A 15291-nucleotide genomic window follows, 5' to 3' on the forward strand; every position below is an offset into this window, starting at 1 on the left:
GGGCCCCGGACACGGGGACGTTCAGCCCAACGGGTGGAGACGTTCGGCATCCGGCGTGGCGTCAGGCATCGGACGAGAGTGAGACACGTCAAGGAGACGACGATTCATACATCCCCGAAGGGATCACCCTGATGGCCGTGCACGAGCACCCGCACCGGAGCCCGGGCTTCCACCTGTCGGCCGCCTTCCGTTGGCACCGGACCGGCGCAGAGTCCGCAGTGTCGGCACGTCTCGGCACGCACACCGCGCAGGCTTACGCCCTCGCATCCCTGCGCATCCTGACCGGGTTCGTCTTCCTCTGGGCGTTCCTGGACAAGACCTTCGGCCCTGGGATACGCGACCGCGTCCGGCAAGGGCTGGATCGACGGCGGGTCGCCGACGAAGGGCTTCCTCAGCCCCGTCGCCGCCGGGCCGATGGAGTCGACGTTCCGCTCCTGGGCCGGCGACACGTGGGCGGACTGGCTGTTCATGCTGGGTCTGCTCGGCATCGGTGTGGCCGTCATGGCCGGTGTGGCGCTGCGGCCGGCCGCGGTGGCGGGCACGGCGATGACGGCGCTGATGTGGATGGCCGAGTGGCCGCCGGCCAGGCACCTGTCGGACGGCTCGCCGAGCATGTCGACGAATCCGTTCGCCGACTACCACGTGATCTACGCCGGCGCGCTGATCGCCGTGGCGGCAGCGGGCGCGGGCGCCACCTGGGGCCTGGGCCGGCTGTGGGCGCGGCTGCCGATCGTCCGCGACCACACCTGGCTGCGCTGACCCGAGCGCGGCGGGACGGACCTCGCCCCGGGCCCGTCCCGCCGACCCCTGAGGGGGCCCATGGTCCCCGCTGAAGGACCAGCGGCCCCTGCCCTGAAGAGCCCCCTGAACACGACGCTGGAATCGGGCCCCCCTCGGGGCCCCGATTCAGGAGGTGGAGAACATGCCCCGCACCATCACCGTGGGTCTCGACGGCTCGCCCGAGAGCCGCGTTGCCGCGGAATGGGCGGCCCGCGAAGCGACCCTGCGCGGACTGCCGGTGAAACTCGTTCAGGTCTGGGAGCCCGTCCCGGAGCCCATGGCTCAGGCCCCGCTCCTCGGTGCCGAGACACAGCAGCACTGGACCGAGAGGATCCCCCGCGAGTCCGCCCAGGGCCTGCGGCTGCGCCACCCCGGCATCGAGGTGACGACCGAGCAGCTCACCGGAAGTCCCGCCCAAGCCCTGGTCAACGCGGCCAAGGACGCCGAAATGCTCGTCCTCGGTTCGCGCGGCCTGGGCGGGATCGGCGGCTTCCTGGTCGGCTCGGTCGGCCTCGCGGTCGTGGCGCACACCGAGCGGCCGGTCGTCCTGGTCCGCGCCGGCGAGCAGGCCGCGCACGACCAGGAGACGGACGAGGCAGGTGTTCCCTCCGCGGCCACAGCCGCCCGTCCCGTCGTCCTCGGGCTCGACATCGCCGGCCCCGACGAGACGCTGCTCGGGTTCGCCTTCGACGCCGCCGCGCGCCGGAACATGCCGCTGCACGTCGTGCACGGCTGGAACCCGCCGCCCTACTACGCCTATGGCATGGCCCTGGAGCCGGCGGTCGAGCGGGAGATGGCGAAGGGCGACACCGCGGTCCTCAGCGAGGTCCTGCGCCCCTGGCGGCAGAAGTACCCCGATGTCGAGGTCGTCGAGCAGTCGCACTACGGCAGCCCCTCGCTCCTCCTGATCGACGCCTCCCACGAGGCCTCCCTGGTCGTCGTCGGCCGCCGCATCCGCCGCTCCTCCGTCGGCGCCCACGTCGGCACCGTCACCCACGCCGTTCTGCACCACTCCGCCGCCCCCGTCGCCGTCGTCGCCCACGACTGACGCGCCCCCCCCAGAGGAGAACAGATCATGAAGGCAGCGGTCGTACGAGCCTTCGGCGAGCCCCTGGTCATCGAGGAGCGCCCCGACCCCGAACCCGGCCCCGGCCAGGTCCGCATCCGCGTCGAGGCGTCCGGGCTGTGCCACACCGACATCCACGCCGCCCACGGCGACTGGCCCGTCAAGCCCACCCCGCCCTTCGTGCCGGGCCACGAAGGTGTCGGCGTCGTCGAGGAGCTTGGCGAGGGCGTCACCCACCTGAGCGTGGGAGAGCGGGTCGCGGTGCCGTGGCTCGGCAGGGCCTGTGGGCGGTGCGAGCACTGCCTGTCCGGCTGGGAGACACTGTGCGAGCAGCAGGTCAACACCGGTTACGGCTGCGACGGCGGGTACGCCGAGAAGATGCTGGCCTGGGCCGACTTCGCGCAGCCCGTGCCGGAGGGCGTCACCCCCTACGACGCGGCTCCGCTGACCTGCGCGGGCGTGACCACCTACAAGGCACTCAAGGTCGCCGACGTCCGGCCCGCCCAGCTCGTCGCGATCTCCGGCGTCGGCGGTCTCGGACACCTCGCCCTGCAGTACGCGAAGATCGCCGGGGCCACCGTCGCGGCCATCGACGTCACCGACGACAAGCTCGAACTCGCCGCGCAACTCGGCGCCGACCTCGTCATCGACGCCCGCAAGCAGGACGTGGGCAAGGAGTTGAAGAAGCACGGCGGCGCCCACGCCGCGATCGCGCTCGCCGTGAACCCCGCCGCGTTCGAGGCCGTCAACTCCGGTCTGCGGCGCGGCGGCAAGCTCGTCATGGTCGCGCTGCCTGCGCACGGCACGATCCAGGTCCCCATCTTCGACACCGTCCTCAACGGCACCTCGCTGATCGGCTCCATCGTCGGCACCCGGCAGGACCTCGCCGAGGTCTTCCAGCTCCACGCGGCCGGCCGCACGAAGGTCAGCTACGAGACCCGCCCGCTCGCCTCGGTCAACGATTCCATCGACGCCGTGCTGCGCGGCGAGATCAAGGCCCGGATCGTCTTCGACATGGCCGCGGAAAGGTGAGCACGATGGAACTCCCCCTGGTCGTCGGCGTCGACGGTTCCGCGCCGAGCCTGCGCGCCGTCGACTGGGCGGCCGACGAGGCCGCCTTGCGGGCACTGCCGCTCCGGCTGGTGTACGCCTCGCTGTGGGAACGGTACGAAGGCACCGCGCTCGCGAAGGACCTCGGCAAACCCTCCGAACAGGTGATGGCCGAGGACATCGTCGACACCGCCGCGCGCCGTGCGCACAGCCGCCAGGCCGACGTGAAGGTCACCACCGACGTGCTGCCCGAGGAACCGGAGTACGCGCTGGTACGGGAGAGCCGCAGCGCAGCCGCCGTGGTCCTGGGCTCGCGCGGTCGGAGCAGCCTGGCCGAGGCGCTTCTCGGCTCTGTCAGCGTGGCCGTGGCGGGCCACGCGCACTGCCCCGTGATCGTGCTCCGCGGCAACCACGACAACCGGGCCGCACCCGGCAGGCACGGCCGCATCGTCGTAGGCGTCGGCGAGAAGCCGGCGGACGCGGCGGCGGTGCGCTTCGCCGTGCAGGAGGCGCGGCGCCGAGCCGTGCCGCTGGAGGCCGTACGGGCCTGGCGCTGCCCCGCACATGAGACGACCGACCACCCCCTGCCGGCCGGCGAACCGGCCCGGCTGCACGAGGAACGGGCCGCGGAGGAACTGGAAGCGGCTCTGCGGGACATTCCGGCCGACGTCGAGGTGCACCGGCGCACGATCGAGGGCCACGCCCGCCAGGTCCTGCTCGACGCCTCGGTGGACGCCGACCTGCTCGTCGTAGGGACCCGGCGCCGCGAGGGGCACTACGGCCTCCAACTCGGCCGCGTCTCCCACGCGGTGCTGCACCACGCTGTCTGCCCCGTGGCCGTCGTACCGCGGAAGGCGTGAAGGCCGCGGCAGCTCCAGGACCGGCTTCCAGCGCCGAAGCGGATCCTCCAGGCTGTACCGCTGTGGGTGCGCTCGCGCTCGTTCGGCTGGGGCAGCGCCGCGATCCGCGCCACCCGCGGATTGACGGTGCCGCCCTTGCCCGCCGCGTCCCGCCCTTCGAAGATCACGACCAGTCGGGCGCCCTCCGCCCGCGCCCACTCCGGCGAGAGCCGGTGACGGTCACATCCGCTTGGCGATCGAACAGAGCCAATCGGCCCTCTTTCCTCCTGCGATCCCGGCCTACGGTGGGGTGATCACCCCGATCGACGGGAGGAGAGCACGTGGAGATCGTCGCGTATGGCGTTCTCGCAGACGAGGAGCCGCTGCTCAGGGAAGCCTTCGACAAGGCATTCGCGGGCCGGCACGAGCTGAGGTGTCTGGGGTTGTTCCTCGACGGGGACACCGCCCCGACCGCTGCGGGCCACGAGGTCGTGCTCAGCAGCGTCAACGACACCCTGAACGCCGACGTTCTGCGCTCGCTGGCCAAGGGCGGCACCCGACTGATCGCCCAGCGGTCCACCGGCTACAACAACATGGACCTGACCGCCGCCAGGGAACTGGGGCTCACGGTTGCCCGGGTCTCGTACTACTCGCCGTATTCCGTCGCGGAGTTCGCCTGGACGCTGGCCTTGGCGGTCAATCGCCGGATCGTCCGGGCCGCGCACCGTACCCGGGAGTTCGACTTCCGGCTCGACGGGCTGATGGGCCGCGATCTGCGCGGCCGGACGGCCGGCGTGGTGGGCACGGGAAAGATCGGCGCCGCGTTCGCCCGGATCGCCCACGGGTTCGGGATGCGGCTGCTGGGCTGGGACGTCGCCGAAAATCCCGATTGCCTCGCCCTCGGGATGGAGTACGTTCCGCGCGAACGGCTGTTCAGCGAGGCGGACCTGGTCAGCCTGCATGTGCCGCTGCTGCCCGAAACCCGTCACCTGGTCGACGCCGAGACCCTGGGCCTGATGAAGGACGACGCGATCCTGGTCAACTCCAGCCGTGGCGGACTGGTGGACACCGACGCCCTGCTGGAGACGCTGCGCGCCGGCCGGCTGAACGGTGTCGGCCTCGACGTGTACGAGGAGGAGGCCGGCGTGTTCTTCCTGGACAAGTCGCTGGAGGTGATGACCGACGAACGCCTCGCACGGCTGATGACCTTCAACAACGTCCTGATCACCTCCCACCAGGCCTACTTCACCCGGGACGCCGTCGGGCAGATCGCCCGGACCACCATGGCCAACATCGAGGACTACTTCGCCGGCCGCTCCGGCGACAACGTGCTCGTCCGCCCCGAGACATCCTGATCCACCTCCACTCCCGCCGCGCGACGCGAAGAGGGGCCGTTGGACCCCATCCGTGGGCCGGCCCGGGGCTGTTCGGCCCTATCCGGCCCGGGTACCCCTCCGACGATCATGAGGCGGCGGCCGGGAAGGGTCCAGGTCCATACCCGCACCACGGCACTTCCCGGCTCGTCATCGACATGGCAGAAAGGGAGGACACCGTCCGGTGGACCAGGCACAGATACACAAGGTGGGGACCGCGCGGCCGAGTGCCGGGGGCACCGTGGCCGCAGGGCCGACCAGACCGACCGTACGGCCGTCGTGGGCGGAGTGGCTGACGACCACCGACCACAAGAAGATCGGAACGATGTACCTGGTCACCGCGTTCGCGTTCTTCATCGTCGGCGGTGTGATGGCCCTGCTGATGCGTGCGGAGCTGGCCAGGCCCGGCCTGCAGATCATGTCGCAGGAGCAGTTCAACCAGGCGTTCACCATGCACGGCTCGATCATGCTGCTGATGTTCGCGATGCCGCTGTTCACCGGCTTCGCCAACTGGATCATGCCGCTGCAGATCGGCGCCCCCGACGTCGCGTTCCCACGCCTGAACATGCTGGCCTACTGGCTCTTCCTGTTCGGTTCGTCGATCGCGGCCTTCGGCTTCCTGACTCCTGGAGGCGCCGCGGACTTCGGCTGGTTCCTGTACGCCCCGCTGTCGGACGCCGTCCACTCGCCGGGGCTCGGCGCCGACCTGTGGATCATGGGCGTGGCGCTGTCCGGCTTCGGCTCGATCCTGGGTGCGGTCAACTTCATCACCACGATCGTCTGCATGCGGGCGCCGGGCATGACGATGTTCCGGATGCCGATCTTCACCTGGAACGTGCTGCTGACCGCCCTGCTGGTCCTGATCGTCTTCCCGGTGCTGGCCGCGGCGCTGTTCGCGCTGGAGATGGACCGCAAGTTCGGTGCGCATGTCTTCGACGCGGCCAACGGCGGAGCCCTCTTGTGGCAGCACCTGTTCTGGTTCTTCGGGCACCCAGAGGTGTACATCCTGGCGTTGCCGTTCTTCGGCATCGTCTCCGAGGTCATCCCGGTCTTCGCGCGCAAGCCGATGTTCGGCCACATGGGACTGATCGCGGCGACGATCGCGATCGCGGGCCTGTCGGTGACGGTGTGGGCGCATCACATGTACGTCACGGGCGGCGTCCTGCTGCCGTTCTTCTCCTTCATGACCTTCCTGATCGCCGTCCCGACGGGGGTGAAGTTCTTCAACTGGATCGGCACCATGTGGAAGGGTTCGCTGTCCTTCGAGACGCCGATGCTGTGGACCACCGGCTTCCTGATCACATTCCTCTTCGGCGGCCTGACCGGAGTGATCCTGGCTTCCCCGCCGATGGACTTCCACCTCTCCGACTCGTACTTCGTCGTCGCGCACTTCCACTACACGGTCTTCGGCACGGTCGTGTACGCGATGTTCGCCGGATTCCACTTCTGGTGGCCCAAGTTCACCGGCAAGATGCTCGACGAACGCCTCGGCAAGATCACGTTCTGGACGCTCACGGTCGGCTTCCACACCACGTTCCTGGTCCAGCACTGGCTGGGCGCCGAGGGCATGCCCCGCCGCTACGCCGACTACCTGGCCGCCGACGGCTTCACCGCCCTCAACACCGTCTCCACGATCGGGTCGTTCCTGCTCGGCCTGTCGATCCTCCCGTTCTTCTACAACGTCTGGAAGACCGCGAAATACGGCAAGCCGGTCGAGGCCGACGACCCCTGGGGCTACGGCCGTTCACTGGAGTGGGCGACCTCCTGCCCGCCGCCGCGCCACAACTTCGTTTCCCTGCCCCGTATCCGCAGCGAGTCCCCGGCCTTCGACCTGCATCACCCGGAGATCGCCGCGCTCGAAGAGGCGGCGAGGTAGGCCATGCCCCAAGCCGTCCTCGCCCTGGGAGCCGCCATGGTGACCGCGGCGGGCTGCGTCTGGTACGTGCCGGCCCTCGCCGACCTGCGGGCGGGAGCCGACCGGCCGCTTGCCCGGCGCAGAGCCGCGGTGGCCTGCCTCAGCGGCTGGGCCACGACCGGGATCGTCGCGGTACTGCTGCTCGTCTGCGAAGAGTGGTGGACACCTTCCGGCGCGGCGGTGGCCGGTGCCACCGTCACGGCGGGCCTTCGGGCGCACGCGGCGGTACAGCATCGCCGCGAGATGCGGGAGGCCGCACGCGACTGGGCGGCGCTCGGCTACGTTCGGCAACCACCGGACACCGGAGGTGCCCGGTACGTCGTCGCCGTGCTGATCGGTATCGGACTGGCTGCCGCCGTGGTCGCAGCGGACCTCGGGGCGGTCGCAGAGCGCGAGCACGGCGTGGAATGGTGGACGGTGGCCGCCGTGCCCTCCGCGGTGGTTGGGCTGTTTCTCACCCTCGCGGTCGGCTATGGACGGGTGCTCCGAGACGACCGCTTTGACCCAAGTGGTCGCCGCCGGTGACGACGCCCCCGGTGAAGGCGCACGCCGTGGTGACGGTCCCCGGTTCGCCGGCCGCCTACGCGCGGGCGGTACGGGTTTCTGCGCGAGCTCGACCAGCACGGGGCCGTTCCCCATCCCCGGCGCACCGGAGCGGTCAGGGCACGGTGGGGACCGCCGCATCGAGGCCGCGGGCTGCGACGAGCTGCGCGCTGCCGTCGGCCAGTCGGTAGCAGAGGCCCACCACGGCGGCCTGGCCGGCGGCGACCTTCTCGGCGAGCACCCGGGAGCGGTCCAGCAGCAGGTCGACGGTGTGCCTCACGTGCTCGGCGAGGATCTCCTCCGGCTCAACGTGTCCGGCGGCCCGTGCTGCCAGCACGCTCGGGGTCACCCGTTCGACGACGTCCCGGACGTATCCGGCCGGTGTCAAACCGTCCTCCAGCGCGGCGCACGCTGCGCCGACCGCGCCGCAGGAGTCGTGACCGAGCACCACGACCAGCGGGCAGCCCAGTACGTCCACCCCGTACTCGATGCTGCCCAGCACTTCCGCACCCACGACGTGCCCCGCGGTACGCACCACGAAAAGGTCGCCCAGGCCGCGATCGAAGATGATCTCTGCGGCCAGCCGGGAGTCGGAACACCCGAACAGCACGGCGAAGGGCCGCTGGGCCGGTGCGATCTCGGCGCGGCGGGTGGCGTCCTGGTTCGGGTGCTCGGGGTGGCCCGCGACAAAGCGTCGGTTACCGCTCAGCAGCAGCTCGAAGGCGTCGCGGGGCGTCGGGCTCTGGATCTCGGTCATGTCGGCAGCCTACGAGCCGACACCGGTCGTCGCAGGGCCTGGTCCCGCCGCAGCTCGCCGGGGAATCGGGAGGCGATGGGGCCAGGAGGCCCTCATAGGCGTCCATCCCGAAGAGGAGCAGCAACATCGCGATTGGCGTGCACAGGGCGATCAAGAGCACGGTGCCTCCCAGGGGAAGCGCGAACGAGCTACCTGCCTGTGCTTCGCGAGCGGGTGCCGCGAAGCACTCCTCAGTGTGGGGCCGAATGGGGTAATGCGCATGCCGACCCTGCGTGCCACCCAGGAACGCGTGAGTGCGCACGCCGGCAGCAGCACCACGCCGCGGGCCTCGGCTTCACCGTGGGCCCAGAGCAGGACACTCAGTCCCGCCGAGCCCAGGGGCGGTCGGCGCGTGAACAGGGACATCCGGCCCCTGCCCCGCACCGCTTCCGCACGAGTTCACTGACGGTTACAGGCGCCGCCCGCATCCCGTCGGCGCTGTGCCGTGCGCACACCGCTGCCGCCTCAGGGGCGGGACCGCTGCACGGCTCTCGACCACATTCGGCCGCCCGCGACAGCGGGTGGCAGAACGGAGGGACGTCGTGACCGACGCTCCACAGCAGTCCCGGGCCTACCTCGTCGGCGGCGGAATCGCCTCCCTGGCAGCCGCCGCCTTCCTGATCCGCGACGGCGGCTTCCCCGGCGAGAACATCCATGTCCTCGAGGAACTCCCGCTCGCAGGCGGCTCGATGGACGGCGGCGGTGAGCCAACCGGTTACGTCACCCGCGGCGGCCGCATGCTGGAGGACGAGGCGTACACATGCCTGTGGAACCTCCTGGAGACCATCCCCACCCGCACCGACGAGACCATGTCGGTGCGCGAGGAGATCCGCGAGTTCAGCGCCAGGTGGCCCACCGACGCCAAGGCCCGCCTGATCGGCAAGGGCGCCGAGATCCTTGACGCCTCCGACTACGGCCTCGGCACCAGGGACCGTCTGGAGCTGACCCGGCTGCTCGTGCTGCCGGAGGCGGTGATCGGGGCGCGCCGGATCGAGGACTTCTTCTCCCCGCACTTCTTCGAGACCCACTTCTGGGCGATGTGGCGCACCACGTTCGCCTTCCAGAACTGGCACAGCGCCATCGAGCTCAGGCGCTACTTCCTGCGTTTCATGCAGGAGTTCCCGCGCATGCACACCCTGGCGGGCGTGCGCCGCACCCGGCTCAACCAGTACGACTCGATCATCCGCCCGCTGCAGTCCTGGCTGGAGGAGCGCGGCGTACGCTTCGAGCACGGCGTACGCGTCACCGACGTCGACTTCACCGCCGAGGAGGACGGCACTCGACGGGTACGACGCCTCCATCTCGACCGCGCCGGACAGCCGGAGGCGTACGACCTCGGGGACACCGACTACGCGTTCCTAACCCTTGGTTCGATGACCGCCGACGCCGCGTACGGCAGTGACGACACCGCTCCCGAGCTGATCCGCGACAAGCGCGACGGCGGTTGGCGGCTGTGGGAGACCATCGCTGCCAAGGCGGACGACTTCGGGCGCCCGGCTGCCTTCCACGGGAACATCGACGAGGCCAAGTGGGAGTCCTTCACCCTCACCATGCGCAGCCCCCTGCTCCTGCACCGTATCGAGGAGCTGTCCGGCAACCTCCCCGGCACCGGCGCGCTGATGACCTTCAAGGACTCCAACTGGCTGATGTCCATCGTCGTACCGCACGCACCACACTTCGAGGGACAGCCCGAGGACGTCCACACCCTGTGGGGCTACGGCCTCTTCGTCGACAACGAGGGCGACTTCATCGGCAAGACGATGGCCGAGGCCACCGGCCGGGAGATCCTCACCGAACTGATCAACCACCTCGGCCTGTGGGACATCGAGGAGGAGGTCGCGGCGACGACGACCGTGATCCCAGTGATGATGCCGTACATCACCAGCCAGTTCGCCCCGCGCACGGTTCACGACCGACCGCTGGTCCGCCCGCGTGGCGCCGCGAACTTCGCCTTCCTCGGCCAGTTCACGGAGATCCCGGAGGACGTCGTCTTCACCGTCGAGTACTCCGTCCGCGGCGCCATGCACGCCGTCTACGGCCTGCTCGGCCTTGACCGCGAGATCCCTGGGATCTACCACGCCCTCGCCGACCCGAAGACGGCCATCGGCGTACTCAAGGCCGCGCTGGGCTGAGCTGTAGTCGCTCCGACCGCAGTTCAGGACGCCTCGGCGGGGGACGGGACCGACGGGCCCAGCCCTCCAGGGCGGTTCGGCCCTATTTCCGGGTGGCGGCTGCACCGGATGATCGATGTGCCGGTCGGACCCGCACGACGGGTCCCGGCTGTGACGGTGAGCGCCGTCCCTCATGTGCCCACATCCCAGAGGAGTCCCATGCTTTCGCGCGAGTCGGCCGCTGTCGTTCGCGCCACTCTGCCCGCCGTCGGCGGTGCCCTGGACGACATCACGGCGCGCTTTTACGGCACCATGTTCGCCGAGCAACCCGAGCTGCTGGACGGCCTGTTCAACCGCGGCAACCAGGCCAGCGGCGAGCAGGGCAGCTGGCCCTGACGCTGGTGGTGCTGCCGCTGGCCCGGCGAGTGCTGTCCGCGCAGGCCAGGGACCGTTTCGCGGCCGAGGCCGGCCGCCGGTTCGGGCTCCTGACGGGGACGGTGTTCCTCCCCGTCCAGTTGAGCACCGGGTGGGCCATGGCCTGGCACAAGGGCCTCACCTGGGCCTCGCTCGCCGGACCCGGCTACGGGAGGACGCCGGCCACGAAACTCGGGCTGTTCGTACTGGTGATGCTTGCGGCGGCCGGGCACGGCATCGCCTACGCCAAGGGCCGTGCCGAACTGGCCCGGGCTCTGGCCGTGGTGTCGCTGGTCGGCTCGCTGGGCGTCAGTGCTGCTCGCCACCGCCCTGCCGGCCACGTAGGCCCGTGTGGCGTGGACAGCGACGATGGCGAGCCAGCCGTATCCCCGTCCGGCCAATGGAGATCGCCTTCTCGGAACGCGACTGGTACGAGACGCGGCCTTGGGCCCGGGTCGTCCGGTCCGCAGCGGGGGACGGACGGCCCTCGTCCTGCGTCCTGCGACGACCGAAGGTAGAGGACATACGGGGAGCCCCCCACACCACTGCGGCTCCTCACAGGAGTTGAGGAGCCGCGCATGCAGACCCGGGAGATCGACGCCAGTGTGCTGGAGACGCTGATGGCCGCGGCCGTGGCGGCACCGTCGATCCACAACACGCAGCCGTGGCGCTTCGGGATGCAGGCGGCCACACGCTCCGTCGAGGTCCGCGCCGACGGCAGGCGAGCACTGCAGCTGGCCGATCCCGACCGGCGCGCCCAGCACCTCTCCGTGGGAGCTGCGGTCTTCAACCTGCGGGTCGCTGTCGCGCACCTGGGCTGGGACCCCGTGGTCCGGCTGCTGCCCGATCCCGGCGAGCCCGACCTGCTGGCCACCGTACAGCTGACCACGCCCGCCGGGGAGTTGCCGGATTACCGGTGGCTGTACCCGGCCGTCGAGCGGCGCCACACCAGTCGGCTGCCCTTCACCGGCCGCCCGGTGCCCGAGGCGGTCGTGGCGGAGATGGCCCAGGCAGCACAGTCCGAGGGCGCGCGACTGTATGTGCCCGACTTCGCCGACACACGGCTGCTACTGGGCCTGACAGCGACGGCCGAAGCGCGCAACCAGGCCAACTCGGCACGGACCGCCGAGTCCCGTGCCTGGATCACTGCCCCCGGTTCGAACGTGCCCTACGGCATCCCGCTCACCGCTCTCGGCCCACAGGACGCGGACGGACGGATACCGATGCGTGACTTCACCGGCCCACTGCCCGTACCGCGGTTGCCGGACCAGCACTTCGAGCGCCACGCCCAGGTGGCCCTGCTATGGACGGCCCGCGACCGGCGAGAGGACTGGCTGCGGGCGGGCCAGGCCCTGGAGCACGTGCTGCTGACCGCGACCGCGCACGGAGTGCGCACCTCGATGCTGCACCAGGCGATGGAATGGCCGGATCTGCGGGCGGCGGCCTGCCTGTCGCAACGGCGCTGTTGCCCCCAGTTGCTGATCCGGTTCGGCTACGGACCGGACGGTGGCCGCACACCGCGCGCCTCCGCGCAGACGGTCGGGCATCGCGCGGACTGAGCGGGCCGGTCCGGGAGAGGCGTCTTGGCAAGGGTGGGTCGGGGCCAGTCGCCTGTCATCATCGAGTCATGCAGAAGCCTGCCCCCGACGCTCCCTGCTCCCCGGACGCTCCTGTCGACATACGCTTCCCGCTGCTCACCCAGCAGTGGCTGGATCTGACGTTCATCCACTGGGCCATCGAACCGGCCATAGTGGCAAAGCTGATGCCACCCGGGACCGCCCCCGACATCCACGGTGGGGTCACCTACATCGGACTCGTCGCTTTCCGCATGCACAAGGTCGGCTGGTTCCGGCTGCCCGGGCTGCCCTACCTCGGCTCGTTCCCGGAGACCAACGTCCGCCTGTACTCGGTGGACGCGCACGGCCGCCGCGGTGTTGTCTTCCGCTCGATGGACGCCTCGCGTCTGATCCCCGTGGTGATGGGACGCATCGGCTTCCGCCTTCCCTACCTGTGGTCCCGTATGTCCTTGCGCACCACCGGTGACACCGTCACCTACACCAGCTCGCGACGCTGGCCGAGTGTGCGCGGCGCGTACAGCCGCGTCACCGTACGCCCGGGCGAACGCATCGAGGAGCCCACCGAGTTGGAGCTCTTTCTCACTGCCCGTTGGGGCATGCACAACCCCTTCGCCGGTGGCGCGGCGTACCTGCCCAACCAGCACCCGCGCTGGCCCCTGCACCGCGCCGAGCTGATCACCTGCGAGGAGAACCTGCTCACCGCGGCCGGCCTGCCCGCGCCGAGCACCGCCCCGGTCAGCGTCCTGTACTCACCGGGTGTCCCGGTTCGCCTCGGCCGCCCCGTCCGCCGGCTGAACTCCTCCGAGTAGCCGGGCGGGGACCATCGGCCCTGACAGCTTGCCTCTTTGGGTGGCCCCATGGTCCCCGCGCGAGGACCGGTCGGGCCGCCAGGAGGCATCGGCCGCCGGCGGGGGCACCGCACGCACCACCGTGTAGGTGAGTGGACGCGAAAGGCGAGACGAGGAATGACAGCGGGTCACCGACTGGGGAGCACGACAAGGCCGTCCGCCTCACCTGAATGCGGGGTGACCGACCGGCGGGGAGCGTCAGCCTGTTGAGGGAAGCGGGACGACCCACTCGACGACGGTGCCGCTCGGTTGGTTCGCAGAGAGGCTGAAGCTGCCGTCCAACTCCTCGGCGCGTCTGCGGAGGTTGGCCAAGCCGCTGCGGCGGTTGACCGTCGGGTCGATTCCGCGGCCGTTGTCCGCCACCCGCAGCTTCAGCTCGGTGTCGGTGACCTCGACGGTGACGTCGACGGTGCCGGCGTGCGCGTGCCGGGCGGCGTTGGACAGGGCCTCGCCGAGCACGGCCAGCAACTGCTCGGCCTGGTCGGCGGAGACGGCCGTGTCCAGCAGCCCGGTCATGCGCAGCGCGGGGGCGAAGCCGAGCGATTCGGTGGCCCGTTCGGTGGCTGCCACCAGCTGGGCGCGCAGCCCGCTTCCGCGACGGGACTGATCGTGCTCGCGCAGGGCGTAGATGGTGGAGCGGATGATCTTGATGGTGTCGTCCAGGTCGTCCACGACTCGCTGGATCCGTTCGCTCACCTGCGGCCGGTCGGAGACCCGCCCGAGCGTGGACTGCAGGGACAGCGCGCCGGCGAACAGCCGCTGGATGACCAGGTCGTGCAGGTCACGGGCGATCCTGTCGCGGTCGTCGAGGATGACCATGCGCTCGGTGTCCCGCCGGTGCTCGGCGACGTCCAGGGCCAGCGCGGCCTGGTTGCCGAACCCGGTGACCATGTCGATGACGGCGTCGGTGAAGAGGGGGCCGCCGGGTGCGTTCGCGACCTGCAGCACTCCGCGGACGTGTTCGCGGGTGCCGAGAGGGACGAAGAAGGCCGGACCGAGCTCCACCACAGAGGCGCTGCCGCCCTCGGCGCGCGGGTCGGCGCTGACGGCAGCGCTGGTGATCGTCTCGCCGGACGTGTAGACCTTGGCCGCCAGTGCCGTGGCGGGCAGCAGCAGCCCGCGGACCTCTTCGCCCCGCGCTCCCGAGACGGCCTCGATGACCAGCTCGCCCTTGTCGCCGACCGGCACCGCCAGGGTGACCAGGTCCGCGCCGGCCATCTCGCGCACGGTGGCGGTGAAGGAGTCCAGCACCGCGGCGGGCTCCGCGCCGGACAGGAGGCTGCGGGTCAGCTCGTTGCTGGCTGCCAGCCACCGCTGCCGGCGGTGGGCGTCTTCGTACAGCCGGGCGTTGTCGATCGCCACACCGGCCGCCGCGGCCAGCGTGCGCAGCACCGCCTCGTCGTCGCTGTCGAACTCCGCGCCGCTCTTCTTGTTGGTCAGGTACAGGTTGCCGAAGACCTGGTCGCGCACCCGCACGGGGGCGCCGAGGAAGCTGGTCATCGGCGGGTGCCCGGCCGGGAAGCCGGCGGACGCCGGGTGCTCGGCCAGGTTCGCCAGGCGCAGTGGCTCCGGGGTGCGGATGAGCAGGCCGAGGATGCCTTCGCCGCGCGGGTAGTGCCCGATGCGGGCGATGGCCTCCTCATCCATGCCGACGGTGACGAACTGCTTGATCGTGCCTTCCTCGCCCAGCACACCGAGCGCGCCGTACCGGGCGTCGACCAGGGTGACCGCCGACTCCACGATGCGGTGCAGCACCACCTCCAGGTCGAGGTCGGAGCCGACGGCCAGCACCGCGTCGAGCAGCGTGTGGACCCGGTCCCGGGCCGCCCGAACCTGCGCGACCTGCTGCTGCAGGTCGTCGAGCAGTACGTCCAGCCGCAGCTGCGGAGACATCCCGGACGTCTCCACCTCACGCGAACCCCGCGCGCGCTCGTCCACCACAGCTCCCCTTACGGTCTCCCGGCATACTCCCCCAAGGA

The 15291-nt window shown here is 70.6% G+C and carries 11 protein-coding genes and 3 pseudogenes; 11 read left to right on the forward strand and 3 right to left on the reverse strand.

The window, feature by feature from the left end; all coding sequences use genetic code 11:
• Positions 1-131: 131 nt before the first annotated feature.
• The 4 genes and pseudogenes from ACZ418_RS10655 (at position 132) to ACZ418_RS10670 (ending at position 3756) form a co-directional block, all read left to right on the forward strand.
• Positions 132-759: pseudogene (locus ACZ418_RS10655) on the forward strand (hypothetical protein).
• Between the two features lie 163 nt (positions 760-922).
• Positions 923-1828: a universal stress protein gene (locus tag ACZ418_RS10660; RefSeq protein ID WP_468360086.1), complete on the forward strand. Its 906-nt coding sequence runs from the start codon at positions 923-925 to the stop codon at positions 1826-1828.
• Between the two features lie 27 nt (positions 1829-1855).
• Positions 1856-2878, forward strand: coding sequence for a zinc-dependent alcohol dehydrogenase (locus ACZ418_RS10665; protein ID WP_468360089.1), 1023 nt, complete (start codon positions 1856-1858; stop codon positions 2876-2878).
• 5 nt (positions 2879-2883) lie between these two features.
• On the forward strand, positions 2884-3756 hold the full coding sequence (locus ACZ418_RS10670; RefSeq protein ID WP_468360092.1) for a universal stress protein: 873 nt from the start codon (positions 2884-2886) through the stop codon (positions 3754-3756).
• Between the two features lie 65 nt (positions 3757-3821).
• Here the strand turns inward: ACZ418_RS10670 and ACZ418_RS10675 are convergent.
• Positions 3822-3956: pseudogene (locus tag ACZ418_RS10675) on the reverse strand (polyphosphate kinase 2); the annotation flags it as partial.
• Positions 3957-4076: 120 nt separating this feature from the next.
• Between ACZ418_RS10675 and ACZ418_RS10680 the strand changes: the two are divergent.
• The 3 genes from ACZ418_RS10680 to ACZ418_RS10690 all read left to right on the forward strand — a co-directional run bounded on the left by ACZ418_RS10680 (position 4077) and on the right by ACZ418_RS10690 (position 7548).
• Positions 4077-5090 (forward strand): 2-hydroxyacid dehydrogenase, encoded by a 1014-nt coding sequence (locus ACZ418_RS10680; protein WP_468360095.1) that lies wholly within the window; start codon positions 4077-4079, stop codon positions 5088-5090.
• A gap of 202 nt (positions 5091-5292) precedes the next feature.
• Positions 5293-6984 (forward strand): aa3-type cytochrome oxidase subunit I, encoded by a 1692-nt coding sequence (gene ctaD / locus ACZ418_RS10685; protein WP_468360099.1) that lies wholly within the window; start codon positions 5293-5295, stop codon positions 6982-6984.
• A gap of 3 nt (positions 6985-6987) precedes the next feature.
• Complete coding sequence (locus tag ACZ418_RS10690) at positions 6988-7548, forward strand: hypothetical protein (protein WP_468360102.1); 561 nt, start codon at positions 6988-6990, stop codon at positions 7546-7548.
• A gap of 133 nt (positions 7549-7681) precedes the next feature.
• Here the strand turns inward: ACZ418_RS10690 and ACZ418_RS10695 are convergent, their stop codons facing one another.
• Positions 7682-8323 carry a carbonic anhydrase gene (locus ACZ418_RS10695; RefSeq protein WP_468360105.1) on the reverse strand — a complete coding sequence of 214 codons (642 nt, stop codon included), beginning with the start codon at positions 8321-8323 and terminating at the stop codon, positions 7682-7684.
• A gap of 581 nt (positions 8324-8904) precedes the next feature.
• On the opposite strand from ACZ418_RS10695, the gene ACZ418_RS10700 reads away from it, so the two are divergent.
• The 4 genes and pseudogenes from ACZ418_RS10700 to ACZ418_RS10715 all read left to right on the forward strand — a co-directional run bounded on the left by ACZ418_RS10700 (position 8905) and on the right by ACZ418_RS10715 (position 13273).
• Positions 8905-10494, forward strand: a complete 1590-nt coding sequence (locus tag ACZ418_RS10700) for an oleate hydratase (protein ID WP_468360108.1) — start codon at positions 8905-8907, stop codon at positions 10492-10494.
• Positions 10495-10692: 198 nt separating this feature from the next.
• A pseudogene (locus tag ACZ418_RS10705) lies at positions 10693-10854 on the forward strand (globin family protein); the annotation flags it as partial.
• A 611-nt stretch (positions 10855-11465) separates the two neighbouring features.
• Positions 11466-12446, forward strand: a complete 981-nt coding sequence (locus ACZ418_RS10710) for an Acg family FMN-binding oxidoreductase (RefSeq protein ID WP_468360111.1) — start codon at positions 11466-11468, stop codon at positions 12444-12446.
• Between the two features lie 68 nt (positions 12447-12514).
• Positions 12515-13273: a YqjF family protein gene (locus tag ACZ418_RS10715; protein WP_468360114.1), complete on the forward strand. Its 759-nt coding sequence runs from the start codon at positions 12515-12517 to the stop codon at positions 13271-13273.
• 237 nt (positions 13274-13510) lie between these two features.
• Here the strand turns inward: ACZ418_RS10715 and ACZ418_RS10720 are convergent, their stop codons facing one another.
• Positions 13511-15205 carry a sensor histidine kinase gene (locus ACZ418_RS10720; protein ID WP_468360117.1) on the reverse strand — a complete coding sequence of 565 codons (1695 nt, stop codon included), beginning with the start codon at positions 15203-15205 and terminating at the stop codon, positions 13511-13513.
• Between the last annotated feature and the right edge of the window lie 86 nt (positions 15206-15291).

Source organism: Streptomyces sp. NPDC030820 (genome assembly GCF_055572075.1).

Bases quoted from the DNA above. Each gene is read 5' to 3' on its own strand.
- ACZ418_RS10665 (WP_468360089.1), top strand. From the start codon at position 1,856: ATGAAGGCAGCGGTCGTACGAGCCTTCGGCGAGCCCCTGGTCATCGAG.
- ACZ418_RS10670 (WP_468360092.1), top strand. From the start codon at position 2,884: ATGGAACTCCCCCTGGTCGTCGGCGTCGACGGTTCCGCGCCGAGCCTG.
- ACZ418_RS10715 (WP_468360114.1), top strand. From the start codon at position 12,515: ATGCAGAAGCCTGCCCCCGACGCTCCCTGCTCCCCGGACGCTCCTGTC.
- ACZ418_RS10660 (WP_468360086.1), top strand. From the start codon at position 923: ATGCCCCGCACCATCACCGTGGGTCTCGACGGCTCGCCCGAGAGCCGC.
- ACZ418_RS10695 (WP_468360105.1), bottom strand. From the start codon at position 8,323: ATGACCGAGATCCAGAGCCCGACGCCCCGCGACGCCTTCGAGCTGCTG.
- ACZ418_RS10690 (WP_468360102.1), top strand. From the start codon at position 6,988: ATGCCCCAAGCCGTCCTCGCCCTGGGAGCCGCCATGGTGACCGCGGCG.
- ACZ418_RS10720 (WP_468360117.1), bottom strand. From the start codon at position 15,205: ATGTCTCCGCAGCTGCGGCTGGACGTACTGCTCGACGACCTGCAGCAG.
- ACZ418_RS10710 (WP_468360111.1), top strand. From the start codon at position 11,466: ATGCAGACCCGGGAGATCGACGCCAGTGTGCTGGAGACGCTGATGGCC.